The 23826-nt window shown below is 64.5% G+C and carries 19 protein-coding genes; 13 read left to right on the top strand and 6 right to left on the bottom strand.

Going from position 1 to position 23826, the window contains the following annotated elements; translation table 11 throughout:
- Positions 1 to 151: 151 nt before the first annotated feature.
- Positions 152 to 316: a Flp family type IVb pilin gene (locus BRA471DRAFT_RS30270; protein ID WP_007614256.1), complete on the top strand. Its 165-nt coding sequence runs from the start codon at positions 152 to 154 to the stop codon at positions 314 to 316.
- Positions 317 to 543: 227 nt separating this feature from the next.
- On the opposite strand, the gene BRA471DRAFT_RS30265 is transcribed toward BRA471DRAFT_RS30270, so the two are convergent.
- A complete protein-coding gene (locus tag BRA471DRAFT_RS30265; RefSeq protein ID WP_007614254.1) occupies positions 544 to 1527 on the bottom strand; it encodes a phosphatase PAP2 family protein in 984 nt (327 codons plus the stop codon).
- A gap of 270 nt (positions 1528 to 1797) precedes the next feature.
- On the opposite strand from BRA471DRAFT_RS30265, the gene BRA471DRAFT_RS30260 reads away from it, so the two are divergent.
- Positions 1798 to 2478 carry a TetR family transcriptional regulator gene (locus BRA471DRAFT_RS30260; protein WP_007614253.1) on the top strand — a complete coding sequence of 227 codons (681 nt, stop codon included), beginning with the start codon at positions 1798 to 1800 and terminating at the stop codon, positions 2476 to 2478.
- 151 nt (positions 2479 to 2629) lie between these two features.
- Here the strand turns inward: BRA471DRAFT_RS30260 and pyk are convergent, their stop codons facing one another.
- Positions 2630 to 4066 carry a pyruvate kinase gene (gene pyk, locus BRA471DRAFT_RS30255; RefSeq protein WP_007614251.1) on the bottom strand — a complete coding sequence of 479 codons (1437 nt, stop codon included), beginning with the start codon at positions 4064 to 4066 and terminating at the stop codon, positions 2630 to 2632.
- On the bottom strand, positions 4063 to 4656 hold the full coding sequence (locus BRA471DRAFT_RS30250) for a DUF1036 domain-containing protein (protein ID WP_007614248.1): 594 nt from the start codon (positions 4654 to 4656) through the stop codon (positions 4063 to 4065). Before BRA471DRAFT_RS30250 ends, pyk begins: the two co-directional genes overlap by 4 nt.
- A 178-nt stretch (positions 4657 to 4834) precedes the next feature.
- Between BRA471DRAFT_RS30250 and BRA471DRAFT_RS30245 the strand changes: the two genes are divergently transcribed.
- Positions 4835 to 5137 (top strand): DUF1244 domain-containing protein, encoded by a 303-nt coding sequence (locus tag BRA471DRAFT_RS30245; RefSeq protein ID WP_007614243.1) that lies wholly within the window; start codon positions 4835 to 4837, stop codon positions 5135 to 5137.
- A gap of 208 nt (positions 5138 to 5345) precedes the next feature.
- Positions 5346 to 5618 carry a DUF2312 domain-containing protein gene (locus tag BRA471DRAFT_RS30240; protein ID WP_007596286.1) on the top strand — a complete coding sequence of 91 codons (273 nt, stop codon included), beginning with the start codon at positions 5346 to 5348 and terminating at the stop codon, positions 5616 to 5618.
- A 170-nt stretch (positions 5619 to 5788) separates the two neighbouring features.
- Here BRA471DRAFT_RS30240 and BRA471DRAFT_RS30235 read toward each other — a convergent pair whose 3' ends face one another.
- The 3 genes from BRA471DRAFT_RS30235 to BRA471DRAFT_RS30225 all read right to left on the bottom strand — a co-directional run bounded on the left by BRA471DRAFT_RS30235 (position 5789) and on the right by BRA471DRAFT_RS30225 (position 11730).
- A complete protein-coding gene (locus BRA471DRAFT_RS30235; protein WP_007614241.1) occupies positions 5789 to 7408 on the bottom strand; it encodes a DUF882 domain-containing protein in 1620 nt (539 codons plus the stop codon).
- Between the two features lie 289 nt (positions 7409 to 7697).
- Positions 7698 to 9878, bottom strand: a complete 2181-nt coding sequence (locus BRA471DRAFT_RS30230) for a murein L,D-transpeptidase (protein WP_007614239.1) — start codon at positions 9876 to 9878, stop codon at positions 7698 to 7700.
- A gap of 358 nt (positions 9879 to 10236) precedes the next feature.
- Positions 10237 to 11730 (bottom strand): sigma-54 dependent transcriptional regulator, encoded by a 1494-nt coding sequence (locus BRA471DRAFT_RS30225; RefSeq protein WP_007614237.1) that lies wholly within the window; start codon positions 11728 to 11730, stop codon positions 10237 to 10239.
- Positions 11731 to 11857: 127 nt separating this feature from the next.
- On the opposite strand from BRA471DRAFT_RS30225, the gene BRA471DRAFT_RS30220 reads away from it, so the two are divergent.
- The 9 genes from BRA471DRAFT_RS30220 (at position 11858) to BRA471DRAFT_RS30180 (ending at position 23796) form a co-directional block, all read left to right on the top strand.
- Positions 11858 to 13765 carry a M3 family oligoendopeptidase gene (locus tag BRA471DRAFT_RS30220; RefSeq protein ID WP_007614235.1) on the top strand — a complete coding sequence of 636 codons (1908 nt, stop codon included), beginning with the start codon at positions 11858 to 11860 and terminating at the stop codon, positions 13763 to 13765.
- A 212-nt stretch (positions 13766 to 13977) separates the two neighbouring features.
- Positions 13978 to 16869: a cell division protein gene (locus BRA471DRAFT_RS30215; RefSeq protein ID WP_007614233.1), complete on the top strand. Its 2892-nt coding sequence runs from the start codon at positions 13978 to 13980 to the stop codon at positions 16867 to 16869.
- A gap of 186 nt (positions 16870 to 17055) precedes the next feature.
- On the top strand, positions 17056 to 17208 hold the full coding sequence (locus BRA471DRAFT_RS30210; RefSeq protein ID WP_007596280.1) for an aa3-type cytochrome c oxidase subunit IV: 153 nt from the start codon (positions 17056 to 17058) through the stop codon (positions 17206 to 17208).
- A 137-nt stretch (positions 17209 to 17345) separates the two neighbouring features.
- Positions 17346 to 18473, top strand: a complete 1128-nt coding sequence (locus BRA471DRAFT_RS30205; protein WP_007614231.1) for a Re/Si-specific NAD(P)(+) transhydrogenase subunit alpha — start codon at positions 17346 to 17348, stop codon at positions 18471 to 18473.
- 11 nt (positions 18474 to 18484) lie between these two features.
- Complete coding sequence (locus tag BRA471DRAFT_RS30200; RefSeq protein WP_007614230.1) at positions 18485 to 18802, top strand: proton-translocating transhydrogenase family protein; 318 nt, start codon at positions 18485 to 18487, stop codon at positions 18800 to 18802.
- Between the two features lie 39 nt (positions 18803 to 18841).
- Positions 18842 to 20239, top strand: coding sequence for an NAD(P)(+) transhydrogenase (Re/Si-specific) subunit beta (locus BRA471DRAFT_RS30195; RefSeq protein ID WP_007614228.1), 1398 nt, complete (start codon positions 18842 to 18844; stop codon positions 20237 to 20239).
- A gap of 156 nt (positions 20240 to 20395) precedes the next feature.
- Complete coding sequence (locus BRA471DRAFT_RS30190) at positions 20396 to 21193, top strand: alpha/beta hydrolase (protein ID WP_007614226.1); 798 nt, start codon at positions 20396 to 20398, stop codon at positions 21191 to 21193.
- Entirely contained in the window at positions 21147 to 22628 is a 1482-nt protein-coding gene (locus BRA471DRAFT_RS30185) for a sodium:proton antiporter (RefSeq protein ID WP_050992670.1), read from the top strand. Before BRA471DRAFT_RS30190 ends, BRA471DRAFT_RS30185 begins: the two co-directional genes overlap by 47 nt.
- Before the next feature lie 70 nt (positions 22629 to 22698).
- Positions 22699 to 23796, top strand: a complete 1098-nt coding sequence (locus tag BRA471DRAFT_RS30180) for a calcium:proton antiporter (protein ID WP_007614222.1) — start codon at positions 22699 to 22701, stop codon at positions 23794 to 23796.
- Positions 23797 to 23826: the final 30 nt, after the last annotated feature.

The following is a 23826-nucleotide window of genomic DNA, read 5'->3' as shown; positions in this document are numbered from 1 at the left end:
GACGAATACACGCAAACCGCTCTGTGTTTCCGCAGTCGAATTAACTGCGGCGCAATTCTTTGCCACTACGTTCGGTTCCATGGTCAAGCGGCGCTGGGAAGCCAAAAGGACCAGATCAGTTGTAGCCTCGTGTACTCATTTGGAGCTCTTTATGAAGAACCTCGTTGCGCGTTTTGCGAAGGATGAATCCGGCGCCACCGCCATTGAATACGGTCTGATCGCCGCCGGCATCGCGCTGGCGATCATCACTGTCGTCAATAACCTGGGCACCACGTTGAACGCCAAGTTCACCTCGATCTCGAGCAGCCTCAAGTAAGGCTGGACGAATCGCGAATTCAGAGAGCCCCGTCCTTGACGGGGCTCTTTTTGTTTTGGCCGACGATTTCCTGATCTGAGGTCGCCAAGCTGCAGCGAGCTTGTGGGGCGGCAAAGCGCCTGCCGCGGCTCCAAGAGCGCAGGCGTACCCACCGTCGAGAACATTGAAATTGAAAGTTGCTGGTGGGCACGGCGCTGCGCGCGGACCCTAGGGCAACTTGCCGGCTGTCATTCCGCGAGGCCGGTCTGCCAGACCGGCGACGGCGCAGGCGCGGCAGACGTTTGCTGCGCGCGGCGGTGCCATTCGAGATAGAATTTCGCCGCCCAGATCGACGCTGCGGCGACTGCGATTCCGCCGGCGAGGTCGATGACATAATGCGCACCGATCACTGGTGTTGCCGCAATCATCAGCAGATTGAGCGCGGCCGCGATGCCGCCGAGGCCGCGCACCGGCCACAGCGCCCACATGTAGAGCACGGCGGATGCGGCGTGGAAGCTCGGAAACGAGACAATGCCGGCGAGGAAGAACAACCGGAGCTCGTGCAGGCTACCGTCGCGAAGCGCGAGGATGTCGCGCAACTGCCCGGCATAGACCGCGGTGTTGATTTCGGGAAAATGCGCGGCGGACAGCTGCAGCCCCCAATAGGTGCCGATCGCGGGCACGACGGCGGAGATCGCGATGGTGACCGCGAGCGCGAGGCTCATCGCGAGCATGAACAATTGCAGCCGCATATAGTGCGCCGTCAGCGCCAGCACGATTGGAATGCCGAGCAGCGGCAATTTGATCAACCCGTATCCGCGAGCCAGGCAGTCCGCGAGCCAGGGATGGTCGTTGACGTATCGCGCGATCGGTTCGGGATCGAGCCCGAGTGCACGGTCGATCGCAAGCAGCGCCTGATCCTGCAGCGGCCAGTTCAGCTTGGCCGCGACATAGCTGAGCGGTCCGACGATGGCGCAGGTGAGAATGATCTGTGCGATGGTTCCGAGCGAAAACAGCAGCTTCGGGTCGGCAAGCTCGCCTTTGACGATGCGGTGGCCATAGGCCAGCGCGAGCAGGACTGCAGCGACTGCCAGCGTCACGCCATAGGCGACCGGTTCGAGGCTCAGGCCGGTGAAGGGGAGGCCCAGCGCCAGCAGGCTGCCCATGGCTGCGATGGGAAGCCAGTTCAGGTGGAAGAGCTGCCAGGCGGTCCGGGCGTCCGTGTCGACCATGCTGCACCGAGGTGGGATCGCAATACCGCAGCACAGTCGCGGAGCAGGTTTAAGATGGGGGTAACGATCGTGGTTACCCCTTCACCAAAGCAGTTCGCCGCGTTTTTAGCTGTTTGAGCTCGCAGCTAATTTTGGCGTGACGCTTCATGCATTTGCACCTTGTCATCCACTCTGAATAGTTGTTCAGTCCTTGCGGGGCGATTTGCGATATCAGTGACGAAGCGTTCGGCCGCAGGGCGTGCGGCCGGCGTGTGGGACAGGAAGCGCGCCATGGTTTATCGGCGAACGCATCAAGTGGTGAAGCGCCTTGCAGCCCGGCGCAGCGCGATACTGGCGGCGGCGCGGGAGGCGGCGGCGGAAGGCGGGATGGCGGCGGTGCAGATTGCGCCGGTCGCCGTTCGCGCCAGCGTCGCAGCGGGCACGGTCTACCGCTACTTCCCCTCCAAGGCCGATTTGATCTCCGAGTTGATCGCCGAAGTCTCCCGCGACGAGCTCACGGCGATCCGGCGAGCAGCCGATGCCGCGCCGGGGCCGTCCTCGGCGCTGGCGGCGGCGGTGACCACCGTGGCGGTGCATACCCTGTCGCAGCGCAGGCTCGCCTGGGGCATCCTGGCCGAGCCGGTCGATGTCGATGTCAGCGCTTCACGCCTTGCCAGCCGGCGCGAGATCGCGGGCGAGATGGCCTCGCGGATCGACGCCGCCGTGCGCGCCGGCCACCTGCCGGCGCAGGACACCGCGCTCGCCGCCACCGCGCTGCTCGGCGCCTTGCACGAGGCCTTGGTCGGACCGCTTGCGCCGGACAATCTCGACGATCCCGCCAGGATGCGCGATGCCGTGCAGACCGTGACGCTGCTGGCGCTCCGTGCGGTCGGCGTCATGGACGCCCGCGCCAGGGGTCTCGTCGTGCAGCAGACGCTGCTGCCGGCGGCGAAAGCGCTGGTTGGGGCCTAAAACGTCCGCCTGATCGACCGGCCGACCTGATCGCGCCCAAGCCGTTGCCCGAGCTCGCCTTTGCGAAAAACCCCAGCATTTTCGCCGGACCCGCCGGCTACTGTGCATGGGGTTGTTTTCGACATTTTTTGTTTGCCGCGTGCCGGCGGGCCTAGATATTCGCTTCGCCCTCGGGGCCGACCGAGGCGATGCGCACCATGTTGGTGGTGCCGGGGATGCCGAGCGGCACGCCGGCGACGATGATCACGCGCTGGCCCGCCCGGACAAAGCCGTCGCGGAACGCGATCTGGCCGGCGCGGCTCACCATGTCGTCCTGGTCGCGCGCATCTTCCGCCACCACGCAATGCACGCCCCAGACGACCGACAGCCGGCGTCCCGCCGCGACGTTCGGCGTGATCGCCACGATCGGCGGCTTCGGCCGCTCGCGCGCCACGCGCACCGCGGTCGATCCCGAGCTGGTCCAGCAGATCAGGGCCGGCAGGTCGAGCGTCTCGGCGATCTGCCGCGCGGCGTCCGCGATGGCATCGCCGGCAGTGGCTTCCGGGGCGGGGCGCTGTGCGGTGATGACCGAGCGATAGATCGGGTCGCGCTCGACCTCCTCGCCGATGCGATTCATGGTCGAGACGGCCTCGACCGGGAATTTTCCGGCCGCCGATTCCGCCGACAGCATGATGGCGTCGGCCCCTTCGTAGACGGCGGTGGCGACGTCGGAAACCTCGGCGCGGGTCGGCACCGGCGACTGGATCATCGATTCCAGCATCTGGGTTGCGATCACCACCGGCTTGCCGGCGCGCCGCGCCATGCGCGTCATCTGCTTCTGCAGGCTCGGCACGCGCTCCAGCGGCAGCTCGACGCCGAGGTCGCCGCGCGCCACCATCAGGGCGTCGGAGGCGTCGATGATGTCGGCGAGGCGATCGATCGCCTGCGGCTTCTCGATCTTGGCCATCACAGCGGCGCGGCCGCGGATCATCTTCTTGGCCTCGAGCACGTCGTCGGCGCGCTGCACGAAGGACAGCGCAATCCAGTCGACGCCGGTGACCAGCGCCGCCTCGAGGTCGGCGCGGTCCTTCGGCGTCATCGCCGAGACCGGCAGGTCGGTGTCGGGCAGGCTGACGCCTTTGCGATCGGACATCCGGCCGCCGACCACGACGCGCGTCACCGCGTGGTCTTTCGTGGTCTCCTCGGCGATCAGCCGCACCTTGCCGTCGTCGAGCAGCAGCGAATGGCCCGGCCGAAGCGCGGCCAGGATCTCCGGATGCGGGAGCTGGACGCGGGTGGTGTCGCCCGGCGCCTTGTCGGAATCCAGCGTGAAGGTCTGGCCGTTCTGGAGCTGGACGGCGCCTTCGGCGAAGGCGCCGAGCCGGAGCTTTGGCCCCTGGAGATCGACCAGAATGCCGATCGGCCTGCCATAGCTGCTCTCGACGTTGCGGATCGTCGCCACCAGCTCGCGCATCTTGTCATGCGGGGTGTGGCTCATGTTGATGCGGAACAGGTCAGCGCCGGCCTCGAACAGGCGGCGGATCATCGCGAGGTCCGAAGAAGCGGGTCCAAGGGTCGCGAGAATCTTGATACGGCGAAGACGCCTCATGGCTTATTTCCAGACGGGGGCGAGGGAGCTGGCGGGAGGCCAGGCGGGGCGGGCGGCGTACCACCGGGCGGTCCATTGGGCAAACCCGGAACTCCCGGACCAACCGGGCCGGGGAGGCCGGGCACGCGCTGCTGCTTTGACGGCTGCTCGTTGGCATCGGTGAGCTGCACCGTCCAGGCCCGCTGCTCGCCGGTATCGACCTCGAAATAGCCGGTCCGGTCATAGCCCCGCGCAAGGCAATCCTCGGTGCCGCGGATGGTGAACTCCTTGTCGCGCGAGCACATGAAGGCCTGGCCCGACCATTCGCCGCCGCGGTCATAGTCGATGGCGTAGATGTAATAGAAGCGGGCCACCAACGTTCCGCGCAGCAGGGTCTCGCAGGAGCGCGATGAGATGTTCCACCAGCCTTCGGTGGTCCAGCCCTCGGCATCCTTGTAGCCGAGCGCGATGCCGACCCGGCTCGATGTGTTGTTGCAGAGCCGGAAATCGGCGGAGGCCGGGCTGGCCCAGAAGCATAGCAAGCCAACCACCAGCACCGGGACCAACCGGGCGAGCAGGCGAAGGCGGGAGCGGGGAGATTCGGCGATCATTGTCGCGGAAGCTATATCAGATCATTGACGATTTGGCGTAGGGCCCGGGAACTGCCTGAAGCCGGCTTCGCGCCCGTTTGCGCCGCGATATGGCAAAATCTGTGACAGGCCCCACCTGATCTCGTAAGGGTGACCCATCCAGGTCACAGCCAATTTCGCAAAGCCGAGGGATCCAGCCATGGCAATCGACGACAAAACCAGAACGGAACTCGAGGCTGCCGCTTTCCGGCGCCTGGTCGATCATTTGAAGACGCGGACAGACGTCCAGAACATCGACCTGATGAATCTCGCAGGCTTCTGCCGCAACTGCCTGTCCAACTGGCTCAAGGACGCCGCCGACGCCCAGGGCGTCGCCTTGAGCAAGGACGAGAGCCGGGAAGCCGTCTATGGTATGCCCTATGAGGCCTGGAAGGCGAAATACCAGGGCGCGGCCTCGCCTGAGCAGCTCGATGCCATGAAGAAGGTTCATCCCGGGCACTGAACGGCCTCGCCGGCAGCCCGATATGCGGTGCCTTTGAGTCGCATCACACAACAGCTTTCTTCGACACGCCGCAGGAAGGTGTGGGCGCGCTGTGGACGAGCGCGATGCTGCCTTGAACGCGAGAGGTCCGAACCCTAAGGGTCTACCAGCACGCGCGGTGAGGATGCCGGCGTCACCTCGTTTTGCCAGTTTTATTGGGAGTACCAAGATGGCCACCTCCGCCGCCGTCCGCGACGACGAGCCCGCGACGAAATTTGCCAAGGACCAGCTCAAGTCCATCATCGAGCGCATCGAGCGGCTGGAGGAAGAGAAGAAGGCGATCTCCGACGACATCCGCGACGTCTTCGCCGAGGCCAAGGGCAACGGCTACGACGTCAAGGCGCTGCGCACCATCGTGCGCATGCGCAAGCAGGATCCGAACGAGCGCGCCGAGGCCGAGACGATCCTTGAGACTTACATGCAGGCACTGGGGATGATCTGAGCCCCGGTGTCGTCCTGGCGAAGGCCAGGACCCATTACCCCAGGGAGCAGTTTGGCGAAAATTCGTCGCTTGGTATCCGTACCGCGTGAACCAGATGGATCACGCGGTATGGGTCCTGGCCTTCGCCAGGACGACGACAGAGATTTTGGTAACAGTGGGGCTTATCAGCCTTAGCGCAGCGAAGCCGTCCGCATGACGAACGACGTCGTCTCGAGCTTGGCGGTGGCGGTGCCCGAGAAACTGTCGCAGGACAGGCCCTGCATCGGATCGTCGGCAAAACCCATGGCGATTACGGACTGCGGCTTGACGAAGTAGGCGCGCATTGCGGCCATGTCGAGCTCGCCCATCAGCGTGACCGACATCGCGCGGCTGGCGCTCGGCGACAGCATCACGATCTTGAGCCAGATGCTTTCGCCCTTGGCTGCGGAGAGCCGGGTCGCGGTTGCGACCAAGCCGTCAACGCGCTTGCCGACCACCGTGTTGATCTCGGTCGCGGGCGCAAGGTTGCGCGACGCGGCGGGACGGGCGGAGCGTGGGATCGGCGCGGAGGCGGCGACGACATTGGCGCGGTCGACCGGGGAGGCGGACGCCGGCGCGTAGGCCAGGGCCTGATAGGCGGCGTTGGACACGCTCGCGGTCGGCTGTGGATCGGTGGCGGCGGCAAGCGCCTGGCGCGCCTTGAGCGCAGCCACTTGAGCTGGCGTCGCCTGCTGCGGCGTAGTCGGGGCGTCCCAGAAGCCACGGGCATTGATGATATCAGCGGGGGTCTCGGGCTTGGCGTCAGCGGATTTGCCGGCGGCCGGCTTGTCAGCCACGGGCGCCGGCTTCGACTTGGGCAGCGCGACCATCTGCGCATCGGCCGAGGCGAGCTGAATCGTCGCTGCGACTGACGGCTTGGCACGTGGCGTCGGCACCGGATCGGCCGGCTTGGTCGCGGCGGCGACCACGGTCGGCGCGACAGTCTTCGCGGACGGGGCGGGCGCGCCCTCGTCATCCTCGTCGTTGCTCGCGGCGGCCGGAGCCGACTTGCCCTTGAACAGGGCGGCAAAGAAATTCGACTTGCTGCCGGAATCCTCGCCGCTGCCGCGCCGCTCGATCTCGGCCTTGGCGAGCTCATAGCCCTTCAGCGGCGTGCCGTCGGTCGGGACGTGGACGGTGCGTCCGTCCGGGAAGACCCGGGCGAGCTGGTCATGCGTCATGCGCGGCCAATGCCGGATGCTGCCGGTGTCCAGATGCACGAACGGCGAGCCGGAGGTCGGGTAGAAGCCGACGCCGCCGCGCTGGAGCCGCAGGCCGGCGAAGCGGATCTGCTCCAGAGGCACGTTCGGGATGTAGAAGTCCATCGCATGCCCCAGCATGTGCTGGCTGAAGCGCGCGACGCCGGAGGAGCGGCGGCGGAGCATGGCGTTGGTGGCGGGCGAGCGGTAGGAGGAGATGATCTGGATCGGCTGCTTGGCATCGACGTCGCGATAGACTTCCCAGAGAATGTCGAAGAGGTGACGGTCCATGACCGTCTCGTCCTGGGTGCGCCAATCGCGCAGGAAGTGGTTGAGCTGCTTCAGCGCCGGTTCGTCGTAGCGCCCGTCGCGCTTGAAGGTGACGGTGAGGTCTTCGCCGGAGTGGGTGTGGTGAAAGGAGAGCGTCTTGGTTTCGTTCAGCGCGGCGGCGTTATGAACCGAACCCGCGGCAGCAAGCAGCAATACGGCAGCGAGGCCGATCCGGGATCCGGCCTTCACTCCCGCATGGGACAACGACAGCACAGCGAATTGGCGTGCGATACCAGTCAGCACGTTAGAGCCCACCCAGTCGACGAGCGTTCAAAATGGACTCTCCCGCTAACCCCGTTAGCGCGCGAAAGAGGATGAACGCTTTGTTAAAGCGAGAAGGTTAATTCGAGGTTGACCTTCCCGCCCCCAAACCAAGTCAGATCGCGAACCTAACCGGGTGAGTGTGGCGAAAAAACGCCCGCTGCCCGAGCTCAGGTGGAGAATGGTTAACGTTAAGCGACCCCATCCAGAGGATGAGGTCGCTGATCTTGTTGCAGAATTTCAGGATATTAGGCTTCCGGGGCGGCCTGGCTCAGCGGGTGAATACCCGCTGCTGCTGCGGACGGCGGCCGATCGGGGCCGGCGGCGGGGTCGGCGCTCCGAACAGCCGCTCGAAGAAATTCGGGCCGGACGAGCCGCCATTGTTGGCCGCCAGCACGCCGTTCGGCAGCGTCGTTGCCGGGCGTGAATAGCTCGGCTGGGAGTGCGCGACGACGTTCTCGAGATCCTTGCCGCGGCCGTTCTTCAGGATGTTGATCATGGTCGCGTCGCGGCCATAGACGTCCTTGCGGAATTGCAGCTTGCCGCCATCGTCCACGAATGCGGTCTGATAGGTAATGTTGACCGGGATCGGGGTCGGGAATTTCAAGTCGATCTCGCTCTTGCCGTACATGCTGCGGATGCGTTCCGGCGTGTACTTCTCGTTTGGCATCGCGATGTTGAGCAGAACCGACGCGTACTGATCCGGGTTCTGCACGCGCATGCAGCCGTGGCTGAAGGCGCGCTCGTCCCGGGCGAACAGGTTCTTGTCCGGCGTGTCGTGCTGATAGACCAGGAACTTGTTCGGGAAGTTGAAGCGGATGCGGCCGAGCGCGTTGGCTTCACCGGGCGGCTGCGAGATGTGCACTGAACCATCGCGGTTCTGCTCGAGCTTGAGGCCCATGCGCTGGAGCACGGTCGGGTCCTGCTGAAGCGCCGGCAGATATTCGTTGTAGACGATCGACGGCGGCACGTTCCAGGTCGGATTGACCGTGATGTACTTCATCGTCTCGGTGAGCAGCGGGGTCGCATGCGTGCCGGGCTTGCCGGTCACAACGCGGGTGGTCCAGACCTGCTGGCCGCGCTGCATCACCTTCAGCGTGTAGTCGGGAATGTTGAGGATGACATAGGCGTCGCCCAGCGAGGGCACGCCCAGGTCGCGCGGCAGCCAGCGCCAGCGCTCCATGTTCACCAGCACCACGTCGATCTGCTTGTCGCGCTTCGGGGTGTTGATCGCCTTGACCGTCTTGTCGTCGAGGATGCCGGTCGCCTTGAGCTCGGCGCTGTTCTGGAACTTGCGCACGGCTTCGGCGACCGCCGCGTCATAGCGGGTGTCGCTGGCGTTCTCGGCGATGCCGAGCTTGACGCGCAGCTGCGGCACGCGCGAATCTTCAACGACGATTTCAGCCTGCCTCTTGCGGGCCGGGGTGTATTTCAGCGTCGGACCATCCGCGATCTCGATCACCGGGCCGTTGCCCTGGCCGCGGAGCTCCGCGAGCTTCGCCTTCAGCTCCTTGTAGAGCTTTTGCGGCGGATTGTAGCTCTCGAGCGCCGCGGAGGCGTCCGCCGCGGTCGCGACCTTGGCGAGCACCTCGTTCGGATCGACCGGATGCTCGGGATAGAGGATGTCGCCGCTGACCTGGGACCAGTGCATGCGGCCGCTCTGGGCCTGCCGCGCATAGTCGAACATGCTGGCGGTGAGCTTGAGCTCGGCATCGGCGAGCGCATCGGGCGTCGTGGCGGCTGCGAAGTCCGGCAGCGGGTAATCGGCGGGATTGAGACCGTCGGACGCCGCGTCCTTCAGCCGTGCGATCACGCCCTTGGCCGCAGCGGTCAGGCTGCCGCCCTGGGTCCAGACCGGCGCGAAGTCGCGTGCACCGTAAAACTTCTCGATCGCCGCGCGTTCGTTCTTACGGTCGAAATAGCGCGCAGTCTTGGTGCCAATGATATCCTTGAGCTTGTCGGCGACCGGCTGGTCGGCCGCGGGAACGTTGCTCGCGGCCTTCACCGGCTCCGAGGCCGGAGCAGCAGCGGCGGCGGGCGCGGCCTGCGTTGGGGGCGCCGTGTCGGCCTTGGCAGGTTCGATCTTGGCGGGTTCATTCTTCGCCGTCTCGCTCTTCGTCGGCTCGGCGGCGGGCGTGGTGGCGATGTCGGACGGCTTGGTCTCGACCTTGTCTGGCGCGGGAGCGGATTCGGCCTTCAAGGGCTCCCTGGCGGGCTCCTTAGCAGGGTCCACCACCGTGGCGGTGGTGTCGAGCTTGATGTCGGATGCGGTCGGGGGCGGGACGTTTGCGGGTTCGGGGCGCGGGATCGCGGCTTCGATCGCGAGTTCGGCAGCGCTGCTGCGCGCCTGATCCTGCGCCAGGGCCGAGCTGGCCGATACCGTGAGGAAGGTCGCCGCGACCGTCATCAAGACACGGTCAAAGCCTGCACGGTGGTTCAAACAGTCACGCATTGTGTCGCACCCCTCGGGTGAACTGTCCCCCGTGGAACAGCTTCGTTATCGCCTATTGAGTTTCGGCTAAACCGCGCCGGCCTCTCGAAAGTTGCACGCCTGCACGCAACGATTCCTACGCAGACGATATACAGGCCCCGATTTCGCAGCCAGCGCTACCCGGGACAACTCACGACAAACTGACTTCAAGCACGCCTCTTGGCAACGGATTGTGCGCTTCTGCCACGCGCTTTTCCCTGTGTCTGTCACTTCCAAGTCACGGTCGAGTCACGGTTCACGTCGCAGTCGAATTCCGTCGTCATGCGAACGGCTTACGGTCGTCTCGCACCGCCTGCACGAACCTCCGTTCGCATCGGGCTCAGTGCGTCTCCTCACCGCTTTTGCCGCCATGGCCGGGAACTCCGGCTTCATCGAGTTTGCGGTAGAGGGTGGACCGGCCGATTTTGAGGCGGCGGGCGACCTCCGACATCTGCCCGCGGTAATGCGAGATCGCGAAACGGATGATCTCGTTCTCGATGTCCTCCAGCGGCCGGACGTCGCCGGTCGCGGTCAGCATGGAGAGAGCACCAGCTTGCGGCAGCGGTGCGATCGGTATTTCATTACCCGACACGACGGAGGGGGCCGCGATCGGCTCCAGCATCAGCGGCGCGGTCGGAATGTCTGTTCCCGGATGCGGCTGCGAGGCGATCAGAGGGAAGTCGTCGAGGCCAAGCTGGTCGCCGTCGCTCATCACCACGGCGCGATAGACCGCGTTTTCGAGCTGGCGGATGTTGCCTGGCCAATCGAGCTGGGCAAGGTGCGCAACGGCCTCGCCGCTGACGCCGGTGATGGGGCGGTTCTCCTCGGCGGCAAAGCGCGCCAGGAAATGCCTGAGCAGATGCGGAATGTCCTCGCGCCGGGCGCGCAGCGATGGGATCGTCAGCGGCAGCACGTGCAGGCGATAGAACAAATCTTCCCGGAAGTGGCCCTGCTTGACCCGTTCAAGCAGCCTGCGATTGGTCGCCGAGATGATGCGGACGTCGACCTTCACGGGTTTGCGCGCGCCGACCGCCTCGACCGCTCCTTCCTGGAGCGCGCGAAGCAGCTTGACCTGCGCGCTCAACGGCAGCTCGCTGACCTCGTCCAGGAACAGCGTGCCGCCATGGGCTTCGACGAACTTGCCGGTGTGGCGTTCGGTGGCGCCGGTGAAGGCACCCTTCTCGTGACCGAACAGGATGGATTCGACGAGGTTGTCGGGGATCGCGCCGCAATTGACCGCGACGAACGGCTTTGCCTTGCGCTCGCCGCTGCCATGAATGGCACGCGCGAACATCTCCTTGCCGACGCCGGACTCGCCCTCGATCAGCACCGGGATCGATGAGTTTGTTGCTTTCTGCGCCGCGCGCATCACGCCCGCCATCGCCTCGGCGCGGGTGATGATGTCGGAGAAGGTCAGCCGGCCCTCGCGGCTGTGACGGATGCGCTGCAATTCGCCCTTGAGCGCGGACGAATTGAGCGCGTTGCGAAGAGAGACCTGGAGCCGCTCGAGGCCAACCGGCTTGACCACGAAATCGGCCGCGCCCGCGCGCATCGCCGAGATCACATTGTCGATGCCGCCATGGGCGGTCTGCACGATGACTGGGATGCTAAGACCCGCTTCGCGGATTTTCGCCAGCACGCCCATGCCGTCGAGGCCGGGCATCACAAGATCGAGGATGACGCCGTCGATGGCCGCGTCAGGGGCGGTGAGGGCGGCGATCGCCGCGTCGCCGGAATCCACCACGATCGTCTCATAGCCGCATTTCTGCACCATGTTTTCGACCAGCCGGCGGGCTACAGCGTCGTCGTCGGCGATCAAAATACTGGCAGCCATGGTGTTCCCCGCACGCTACTACTATCTGTCTCGAATCGGGGCACTCTGGCCGAAGCCGATTAACGCACTGTTAAATCCTGATGCCCCCGCCCGCCGTCGCGCTTGTTGAACACAGGTTTCCCACACAATGAATTCGCGCTCCAAGCCTGCTCTCAAAAAGTCTGCTCTGAAAAAGTCTGCTCTCCGCAAGCCAGCCACCAAGAAATCCGTCGTCAAGGCAAAGTCCTCCAAACCTTCACCCGCAAAGCCTGCGAGCAAGACCGGCAAGCTTCCGGAGTGGAACCTCGCCGACCTCTATTCCGGGATCGATGCGCCGGAAGTGGCGCGCGATCTCGAAAGGATGGATGCCGATTGCGTCGCGTTCGAGACGGATTACAAAGGCAAGCTCGCAACAGGAACAGCAAAGGAAGATGGCGGAAAATGGCTCGCTGAAGCCGTGCGACGCTATGAGGCGATCGACGACCTCGCCGGCCGGCTCGGCTCGTACGCCGGCCTCGTTCATGCCGGCGACAGCGTGGACCCCAAGATTTCAAAGTTTTACGGCGACGTTTCCGAGCGCCTGACGGCGGCATCGACGCATCTGCTGTTCTTCGCGCTCGAGCTCAATCGTGTCGATGACGATATTTTGAACCGCGCGATGCAGGCCACCGAGCTCGCGCACTACCGTCCCTGGATCGAGGATCTGCGCAAGGAGAAGCCGTACCAGCTCGACGACAAGCTCGAGCAGCTGTTCCTGGAGAAGGCGCAGACCGGCTATTCCGCTTTCAACCGGCTGTTCGACCAGACCATATCGAGCCTGCGTTTCAAGGTCGGGCCCAAGGAGCTCGCGATCGAGCCGACGCTCAATCTGTTGCAGGACCGCGACGGCGCCAAGCGCAAGGCCGCGGCAGAGGCGCTCGCAAAGACCTTCAAGGCCAATGAGCGCACCTTTGCGCTGATCACCAACACGCTGGCCAAGGACAAGGACATCTCCGACAGCTGGCGCGGCTTCAAGGACGTCGCGGATTCCCGGCATCTGAACAACCGCGTCGAGCGCGAGGTGGTGGATGCGCTGGTCGCCTCGGTGCGCGCGGCCTATCCAAAATTGTCGCATCGCTACTACGCGCTGAAGGCACGCTGGTTCGGCAGGAAGCGCCTGGCCTATTGGGACCGCAACGCGCCGCTGCCTTTTGCGGCGACCGACGTGATCGGCTGGGGCGACGCGCGAAGCATGGTGCTCTCCGCCTATCGCGGCTTCTCGCCAAAGATGGCCGACATCGCCGAGCGCTTCTTTACCGACCGCTGGATCGATGCGCCGGTGCGCCCGGGCAAGGCGCCGGGTGCCTTCTCGCATCCGACCACGCCGTCCGCGCACCCCTACGTGCTGATGAACTACCAGGGCAAGCCGCGCGACGTGATGACGCTCGCCCATGAGCTCGGTCACGGCGTTCACCAGGTGCTGGCGGCCAGGAACGGTGCGTTGATGGCGCCGACGCCGCTGACGCTGGCGGAGACCGCGAGCGTGTTCGGCGAGATGCTGACCTTCCGGCGGCTGCTGGCGCAGACCAGGAGCGCAAAGCAGCGCCAGGCGCTGCTCGCCGGCAAGGTCGAGGACATGATCAACACCGTGGTGCGGCAGATCGCGTTCTATTCCTTCGAGCGCGCGGTCCACACCGAACGCAAGAATGGCGAGCTCACCGCGACGCGGCTCGGCGAGATCTGGCTCTCGGTGCAGGGCGAGAGCCTGGGGCCGGCAATCGAGATCAAAGCGGGCTACGAGAATTACTGGATGTACATCCCGCACTTCATCCATTCGCCGTTCTACGTCTACGCCTATGCGTTCGGCGATTGTCTCGTGAACTCGCTCTACGCCGTCTACGAGAACGCGGCCGAAGGCTTTGCCGAGCGTTATCTCGACATGCTCGCCGCCGGCGGCACCAAGCATTATTCGGAACTGCTGCGGCCGTTCGGGCTCGATGCCAAGGATCCGAAGTTCTGGGACGGCGGCCTGAGCGTCATCGCCGGCATGATCGACGAACTGGAAGCGATGGGCTGAGCCCGAACCGTCTTCGGCGCTGCAGCGAGCAGGTCAGGTCGGCCGTCCGAGCGTCGCGTTGTTCCGACGACGGGCGAAGCGGGTTGCATAGATCCCGCCCTGCACATTGAACGTTTGTGCCTGGGGCAAGACTAATTCTTGCAGACGGGTTCGATCTGCAATGCAATCTATGATTGTTGATCGTCGTGGTATGCTCGGCCAGGGAGGCGAACATGGCCAGGATCAGTGCCCCAGACACCAAGGTGGAGCCGCCACGGGCTGTCGAGGAACAGCAGCTGTGGGGGGCGCAGCACCGCAAGATCGTCAAGCGCGAGCTCGCAGCCATCAATAACCGCCGCCGCGCCCAGGGCATGGATCCCGTCGCATACCCTGGCGACGAAAAGGCGATCGATACGGTCGGTCTTGCGCTGTCGGGCGGCGGGATCCGATCCTCCGCAATCTGCCTCGGCGTCTTGCAGGCTTTCAATCACCACGGGCTGATCAAGCACATCGATTATCTGTCGACCGTTTCGGGTGGCGGTTACACCGGCTGTTCGTTCACGGCGACCATGACGCGGGCGCAGAATTTCGTCTTCGGAAGCACGTCGACACCCGGAGCCGGGAGCGCCAATGAGATCAGTGACACGCCCGCGGTGGGCCACATCCGAAACTACTCGAACTACCTCGTTCCGGCCGGCGCGCGCGACCTGATCACCGGCGTCGCAATCGTCGTGCGTGGGCTCGTTGCCAATCTGAGCCTGACGCTGCCGGTCGTACTGCTCGTTGCCGTGATCACGATCCTGTCCAACGCCGCACGCTCGTCACTCTATACGACCAATTTCTTCGGGCTGAGCGTCGACGACACCCACAACCTTGGTCCCCTCTCCAGCCTGGGATTGATGCCTGCCTACTTTCTTGTCGGCCTTGTTGCCGCCTTGCTGCTTTTGTTGGTCGGGCGCCTTTTCGAAGTCGGGCGGCGCGAGTTGTTTCGCTACCTGGCGGGTCTTGCGTTTGCGATGGGACTCATCTGCGCGATCGCCAGCTGCCTGAATGTCGATCACTTTGGCCTTTCGCTTGCAGCGCTCCTGCTCGGCCTCGTGCTTTTCTTCGGCTGGGCGGTGCTGCGATCGATTTCGTCGACCAAGGGAGGTGAATTCCGCGGCTATCCGTCGACTGTCGGCGCGACCTATCTCGTTCTGCTTGCCGCCATCTGCTTCTTCGAATTCCAGCCCTTCATGATCGCCCAGATGTTCGATGTCGCCGACGCCAACACGGCTCAGTCCGGCGGCATCGTTGGGGGCGTTGCAATCAAGTGGGTCCAATCGCTTGCGGCCATCACCGCGCCGGTTGCGGCGGCCGTGACGCTGTTCCGGCAGCAATTCGCCGACCTGCTGAAGGGCGCCGGCGCCTCCGACCTGGGCTCACGCCTGCTCGCCCATGCGGCGAAAGCAGCCGTGCTTGTCGCGGGACTGGCGCTGCCCTTACTGATCTGGGTCGGATATCTCTATCTTTGCTATTGGGGCATCGCGAACGACAAGACGCTCGACGCCGCCTACCGCCAATACCCCATGATCGAGGAGTGGGGAGCGGCTGGCGTGCAACCCATGCCGCCCGCGGCCGGTGTCGACGTCAAGGGAAATGTCCGGTTCGACTCGGCGACGCGCAAGCTCTCGGCAGAGATCACCAATGGCGAAGCGAAGGTCGTCGTCTCCAAGCCGGTGGGACCGATCTCGCACATCCCCGCATGGCTGTTTTCCGTTGCGTCATTGCAGTCCCCGGGCACATTCACTTGGTCGAAGTACCAGTTCGGCAACAGTGTCAGCTGGCGGATGGTGCTGCTCTACTTCTTGTCGGGCTCGGCCCTGTTCGGCCTGTCGTGGGTTCTCGGGCCGAATGCCAATTCGTTGCACCGGCTCTATCGTGATCGCCTCAGCAAGGCCTTCTTGTTCAATCCGCTCTACTACGCTGACGGGGAGCCGTCGCGGAACATGCCGAGCCTGGACCAGGGAAGGGATTTCCTTCCGCTCGACGAGGAGAAGCTGAGCGGTCTGTTACATCAGTTGGACTACGGCGTAGATCCAGCGGGAGCAATGACGGTCACGACATCGAAAAAAAGCAGCCTGGCCTCGCCATATCCCATCATCAACACCGCCCTGAACATCCAAGGATCCGACTTCGCCAATCGGCGGGGACGGAACGCTGATTTCTTCATATTCTCGCCGCTGCACGTCGGCAGCGAGGCCACGGGTTATGCGAATACACCGGCATTCGAGAAGGTCGCGCCGGGCCTCGATCTTGCGACCGCGATGGCGATCTCCGGGGCCGCCGCTTCGTCGAACATGGGCTCGGGGTCGATCCGCTCCCTGACCCCGACCCTGGCGCTCCTCAACGTACGCCTGGGGTACTGGTTGAAGAACCCGCGCTGGGTCTCGACAAAGGACAAGCCGCAGCACCACTCGACCCCTTTGTTTCTATGGTCTGAGATCTCGGGCCGGCTTTACGAGAATGCCGATGCGGTCTACCTGACGGACGGCGGACACATCGAGAATCTCGGCGTCTACGAGTTGTTGCGACGACGCTGCAAGGTGATCATCGCGGTTGACGCCGAAGCCGATGCGCCGATGAATTTCTCGTCCCTGGTGACGCTGCAGCGTTATGCGCGCATTGATCTCGGGATCATCATCGACCTGCCGTGGACGCCGATCCGCAACACGACGCTGGAGTGGATGAAGTGCAACGCAACCAAATCCCCGCCGGCGGCCCGGCGCGCGGCGGGCGGACCGCACATGGCGGTCGGCACCATCGACTACGGCTCGGGGGAAAAGGGGTACCTCGTGTACATCAAATCGTCCCTGACCGGAGACGAGAACGACTACATCCGCGACTATGCACGCCGCAACGACACCTTCCCGCACGAAACCACCGGTGACCAGTTCTTCTCGGAGGAGCAGTTCGAGGTCTATCGCGCGCTAGGTTTCCACATGACGCACGGTTTCCTCACTGAGGACGCCGGCGCGGATGCGATCGTCGTCAACGTTCCGGGAGAACGCTGCGCAAAGCGAAACTTCTGCGACAGCAAGGTGGAGCCGATTGGCGCAGTCCGCCGTGCGCTCGGCCTGCGCTGAGAGGCCTTGGGGATCGCGGCACCGGAGAGCGCCCCCAACGCGCGGACCACCGGTCTGAGCGGGATTCCGCCAATTGGAATTCCAAATGACCTGATTTGCCGGGAAACCGCGCCTCCGTGCCGTTGCCCTGCCCGGAAGTTTGCGGTATCCCAGCCATGAAATTCGACTTTCGACTGGGGACAATTCATGGCTGACCATAGCGAAGTGGCGTACAGCACCGCCGACGGCAACGACTACGTTGCCCACGAGCAGACCTACGAGGGCTTCATCAAGCTGGTGAAGTACGGCACGGTCTCGGTCGCGCTTATCGTGATCCTGATGGCGATCTTCCTGACCTGATCCATCGCTTGCAGCACCGCCAGCGTCGTCGGTGCCCATAAAATTTGCAATCAAGCCGGATTGAAAACCGGTATCCAACGTTGCGGGAGTAACGCTAAGTTCGCGTGCGCGCTCTTTCCCGCGTCGCCGGAGGGCCTATGAAGATCGCCGTTGCCAAGGAAATCGATCCGTCGGAGCCGCGGGTCGCCGCTTCGCCGGATACGGTGAAGAAGTTCAAGGCGTTGGGCGCCGAGATCGCGGTCGAGCCGGGCGCCGGCCTCAAGTCGGGCCTGCCGGACTCCGAATTCGCTGCCGTGGGCGCCACCGTCAGCGCCGACGCGCTGAAGGATGCCGACATCATCATCAAGGTGAGGCGCCCTGAAGCCTCCGAGTTGGCACAGTACAAGCGCGGCGCGCTCGTCATCGCCATCATGGACCCCTACGGCAACGAGGCCGCGCTGAAGACGATCGCCGATGCCGGCGTCTCCGCCTTCGCGATGGAATTGATGCCGCGCATCACGCGCGCGCAGGTGATGGACGTGCTGTCCTCGCAGGCCAACCTTGCCGGCTACCGCGCCGTGATCGAGGGCGCCGAGGCCTTCGGACGCGCCTTCCCGATGATGATGACCGCAGCCGGCACGGTGCCCGCCGCCAAAGTGTTCGTGATGGGCGTCGGCGTCGCCGGCCTCCAGGCGATCGCGACCGCGCGCCGTCTCGGCGCCGTCGTCACCGCGACCGACGTCCGGCCCGCCACCAAGGAGCAGGTCGAATCGCTCGGTGCGAAATTCCTCGCCGTCGAGGACGAGGAATTCAAGAACGCGCAGACCGCCGGCGGCTACGCCAAGGAAATGTCCAAGGAGTACCAGGCCAAGCAGGCCGCGCTCACCGCCGAGCACATCAAGAAGCAGGACATCGTCATCACCACCGCGCTGATTCCGGGCCGGCCGGCCCCGAAGCTCGTCACCGCCGACATGGTCAGGTCGATGAAGCCGGGGTCGGTGCTGGTCGATCTCGCCGTCGAGCGCGGCGGCAATGTCGAAGGCGTCAAGGCGGGCGAGGTCGCCGATGTCGATGGCATCAAGATCGTCGGCTACACCAACGTCGCCGGCCGCGTCGCGGCGTCGGCCTCCAGCCTCTACGCCCGGAATTTGTTCAACTTCATCGAAACGATGGTCGACAAGACCAGCAAGGCGCTGGCCGTGAACTGGGACGACGAACTCGTCAAGGCGACCGCGCTGACCAGGGACGGCGCCGTCATCCACCCGAATTTCCAGCCGAAAGCGTAAGGAGAGCCGTCATGGAGCATGTTGCACAGGTCGTCGACCCCTTCGTCTTCCGGCTGTCGATCTTCGTTCTCGCGGTCTTCGTCGGCTATTTCGTGGTGTGGTCGGTGACCCCTGCGCTGCATACGCCGCTGATGAGCGTCACCAACGCGATCTCCTCGGTGATCGTGGTCGGCGCGCTGCTCGCCGGCGGAGTTGCGAATGTTTCGAGCGGCTCGGGCTGGGCGCGCGCCTTCGGCTTCGTTGCTTTGATTTTTGCCTGCATCAATATCTTCGGCGGCTTCCTTGTCACCCAGCGCATGCTGGGGATGTACAAGAAGAAGCCGAAGTGAGCGGCCACCTCGGGCTGATGGGATCAATGGGGACCTGAGATGAGCGCCAACCTCTCTGCATTTTTGTATCTCGTGGCGGGAGTGCTGTTCATCCTGTCGCTGCGCGGGCTTTCAAGCCCGGCTTCGTCGCGGCAGGGCAATCTGTTCGGCATGATCGGCATGGCGATCGCGGTCGCCACCACGCTGGCCAACCATCCGCCCGCAGACGGTCTCGCCTGGGTGCTGGTGATCCTCGGTATCGCCATCGGCGGTTCGATCGGCGCGGTGATCGCGCGCCGCGTGCCGATGACCTCGATGCCGGAGCTGGTCGCCGCCTTCCACTCGCTGGTCGGCATGGCCGCGGTGCTGGTCGCCGCCGGCGCGTTCTACGCGCCCGAGGCGTTCGACATCGGTACGCCCGGCAACATCCATGCGCAGAGCCTGGTCGAGATGTCGCTTGGCGTCGCCATCGGCGCGCTGACCTTCACCGGCTCGGTGATCGCGTTCCTGAAATTGTCCGCGCGGATGAGTGGTTCGCCGATCATCCTGCCGTTCCGTCACATCATCAACATCGCGCTCGCGATCGCGCTCGTCGTCTTCATCGTCGGGCTGGTAATGACGGGCAGCGCGCTCGACTTCTGGCTGATCGTCATCATCGCGCTGGCGCTCGGTGTCCTCATGATCATCCCGATCGGCGGCGCCGACATGCCGGTCGTGATTTCGATGCTGAACTCGTACTCGGGCTGGGCCGCGGCCGGCATCGGCTTCACCCTCGGCAATTCCGCGCTGATCATCACCGGCGCGCTGGTGGGATCAAGCGGCGCGATCCTGTCCTACATCATGTGCCACGCGATGAACCGCTCCTTCATCTCGGTCATTCTCGGCGGCTTCGGCGGCGAGACCGCGGCGGCCGGCGGTGGCGGCGGCGAGCAGAAGCCGGCCAAGCTCGGCTCGGCCGACGATGCCGCCTTCATCATGAAGAACGCGCAGAAGGTCATCATCGTGCCTGGCTACGGCATGGCGGTGGCGCAGGCTCAGCATGCGCTGCGCGAAATGGGCGATATCCTGAAGAAGGAAGGCGTCGAGGTGAAATACGCCATTCACCCGGTCGCCGGCCGCATGCCCGGCCACATGAACGTGCTGCTGGCTGAAGCCAACGTGCCCTATGACGAGGTGTTCGAGCTCGAGGACATCAACTCCGAATTCGCGCAGGCCGACATCGCTTTCGTGATCGGCGCCAACGACGTCACCAATCCGGCGGCGGAAGAGGACAAGACCTCGCCGATCTACGGCATGCCCGTGCTCCAGGTCTGGAAGGCCGGCACCGTGATGTTCATCAAGCGCTCTCTCGCTTCGGGCTATGCCGGCATCGACAATCCGCTGTTCTATCGCGACAACACCATGATGCTGCTCGGCGACGCCAAGAAGGTCACCGAGAACATCGTCAAGGCGATGTAGCGCGGGCAAGGGGGCCATTGCCAAAGCGACGCGCGAGCAGCGCGTCGCATGGCACACCGCTCACCAGGCGGCGTGCGGTCGGCGCGCCTTGGGGCGGTGTCATGAAATTGCTGCGGAGCCGGTGCAAGCCCTCAACCGGGGCCAAGCCGCGTCACCATGATCATCGTCAAGTGGATCGCCATCCTGCTCGTGACCGTCTATTGCGCCGGTCTCCTCGTGCTGTATGTCAGGCAGCGCGAGATGCTGTTTCCGATCCCGCCCGTCGGCCGCACCGCGCCGGACGCCGCAGGCCTCCCTGAGGCCGAAGAGCACGTCCTGACGACCTCCGATGGCGAGAAGGTCATCGTCTGGCACGTGCCGGCGAAGCCCGGCCGTCCCGTGATCCTGTATTTCCCGGGCAATGGCGATTATCTCGCCGGTTGCATCAGCCGTTTCAAGGCCATGACGGCGGACGGCACCGGCCTCGTCGCGCTGTCCTATCGCGGCTATGCCGGCTCAAGCGGGGCGCCGAGCGAGGCGGGCCTGCTGCGCGATGCCGCGGCCGCCTACGCCTTCACCACCGCGCGCTACGCGGCGGAACGAATCGCCGCCTGGGGCTTTTCGCTCGGGACCGGCGTGGCGGTCGCGATCGCTTCGGAGCATCGTGTTGGAAAACTCATCCTGGAAGCTCCCTATACATCGACGGCCGATATTGCAGCTTCATCGTTCTGGTTCGTTCCGGTGCGTCTGCTGATGCGCGATCCATTTCATTCCGACGAGCGTATCCCGCGCGTCACTGTGCCGCTATTGGTGATGCATGGCACCAATGACCTTGCCATTTCGATCGTGTTCGGAGAGCGTCTGTTCGCGCTTGCGCACGAACCGAAGCAGTTCGTTCCCTTTGCAGGCGGTGGACACGACAATCTCGATGCGTTCGGTGCGATTGAAACGGCGAGGCGCTTCATTGCTTCCTAGATGGCTTGTCGTTCGGCGCGCGAGCGGGTTCATCGCCGCACTCCTCGTCGTGTTGTTGCCACAGCACGCATGGGCGGCGGCCGGGCTCGACGGCGCGGCGATGCGCTGGCCCTATGCGCTGCCCTTTGCCGGCCTCCTGCTGTCGATCGCGCTCGGCCCGCTGCTCTTTGCAAAAGTCTGGCACCATCATTACGGCAAGATCGCCGCGGCCTGGTCGCTGCTGGCACTCGCCTCGCTGGTCATCCTTGCCGGGAGCATGGCGACGTTGGCCGCGCTCGTTCACGCCATGCTCGCCGAATATCTCGGCTTCATCGTGCTGCTGTTCTCGCTCTATGTCGTGGCGGGGGGCATTCTCGTGACGGGCGACATCAAGGCGACACCGGCGGCCAACGCCGGCATCCTCGCGCTCGGTACGGCGATGGCGAGCGTCGTCGGCACCACGGGGGCGGCCATGATCCTGATCCGCCCTCTGATCCGCGCCAACCGGCCGCGGCGCTACAACGCCCATGTCGTCATCTTCTTCATCATCCTGGTCGCCAACGTCGGCGGCGCGCTGAGCCCGCTCGGCGATCCCCCGCTGTTCGTCGGCTTCCTTCATGGCGTCGACTTCTTCTGGACCACGCGGACCATCTGGCTGCAGACGGCGATCGTTGCCGGACTGCTGCTCGCGATTTTCGTCGTCATCGACGTCTGGCGCTTCCGTAGCGAACCCTTGCCCGGCGCCGCCGGCGCCGCGAAGCCCGTCCGCATCCGCGGCCTCGTCAACCTGGTGCTGATCGCAGCCATCGTCGGGAGCCTGCTGGCCTCGGCAATGTGGAAGCCCGGCATCGCCTTCGACATTCTCGGAACCAGGCTGGAGCTGGAAGACATCGCCCGCAACGCGGCCCTTTTGGCCATAGCGGGCCTGTCGGTGTGGTTGACGCCGGACGAGCACAGGCAGGCCAACGGCTTCACCTGGGAGCCGATCCGCGAAGTCGCAAAGCTGTTCGCCGGCATTTTTATCGCGATCATTCCGGTCATCGCCATGCTCGATGCCGGCCATCACGGCGCGTTCGCCTGGCTGTTGTCGGCCGTGACCTCACCGGACGGCACGCCGCGCGAGGTTGCCTATTTCTGGTTCACCGGTCTGATGTCGGCGTTCCTCGACAATGCGCCGACCTATCTGTTGTTCTTCGAGCTCGCCGGCGGCGACCCGCAGGTGCTGATGCACGAGCTCTCGGGCACGCTCGCCTCCATCTCCATGGGCGCAGTCTACATGGGCGCGCTCACCTATATCGGTAATGCGCCGAACTTCATGGTGAGCAGCATCGCCAGCGAGAACGGCATCGAGATGCCGAGCTTCTTCGGTTATTTCGTGCGCGCCGGCGCGGTGCTCATTCCGCTGTTCGTGCTGCTGACGCTGCTGCCGTTCGCGCCGATCCTGCACCTGCATTGAATCCGCCGGCCGATTTGCTACTGCTCGCCCAAGATGCGATGAATTTGCGCGAAGCAATTGGAGCCGATGGATGAGCGCGCACAATCCGATGCCTCGGTCGGCCTGGATCTTTCCGGCGCTGGCCGTGCTGCTGTTCGTGGCCGTCAGCGCGACGGGCTACGTGTTTACGCTGTCGTTCGGCGGGCTCGTCTTCGCTCTCGTGCTCCTCGTCATCCTGTTCGGCACGGTGTTTGCCGCGGTCCATCATGCCGAGATGATCGCCGAGCGGGTCGGCGAACCCTACGGCACGCTGGTGCTGACGCTCGCGGTGACCATCATCGAGGTGGCGCTGATCACCACGATCATGCTGGGCGACAAGCCCGCCCCGGAACTGGCGCGCGACACCGTGTTCGCCGTGGTCATGATCGTCTGCAATGGCCTCGTCGGGCTCTGCATCTTCATCGGCGGCCTGCGCTATCGCGAGCAGGGCTTTCAGCTCTCCGGCGCCAACGTCTATCTCAGCGTGCTGTTCGCGCTCGCGACCATCACCCTGATCATGCCGAACTACACCACGACCACGCCGGGCCCGGTCTATTCGGCGGTTCAACTCGGCTTCGTCGACGTGGTCACGCTCGCGCTGTACGGGGTGTTTCTCTACACCCAGACCGTGCTGCACAAGGATTACTTCGTTCACGAACGGGCGGGCGGCGGCAGCGGCGGGGCGCATCTGGCGGGCCGGACCTTGGTGCTCAGCGTCGTGCTGCTGCTGATCGCGTTGCTGGCGGTCGTACTGCTGTCCAAGAAATTCTCGCTGGTGGTCGACGCCGTCGGGGCCAAAATTGGTGCGCCGCCTGCCTTTGCCGGACTTCTGGTCGCGCTCCTGATCCTGCTGCCGGAAGGCGTCGCGGCCGTCTCGGCCGCCCGCAAGAACGACCTCCAGAAGAGCATCAACCTCGCGCTCGGCTCGTCGCTCGCCACCATCGGGCTGACCATCCCGGCCGTCGGTGTCGCGACCTATGCACTCGACAAGGAGCTCACGCTCGGCCTCAGCGACCAGGGCAGCGTGCTTTTGCTCCTGACCTTCTTTTTGAGCATGCTGACCTTCGGTACGGGCAGGACCAATGTCCTGTTCGGGCTGGTCCATATGGTGGTATTTGCCGTCTACGTGTTCATGGTTTTCGTGCCCTAAACCGATTTCCGGATATGCCCCAGGAGAGTT

Source organism: Bradyrhizobium sp. WSM471, from assembly GCF_000244915.1.
Lineage (GTDB): Bacteria > Pseudomonadota > Alphaproteobacteria > Rhizobiales > Xanthobacteraceae > Bradyrhizobium.
Note: the sequence above shows the minus strand (reverse complement) of the source record. Positions and strands in the feature narration are given on the sequence as shown.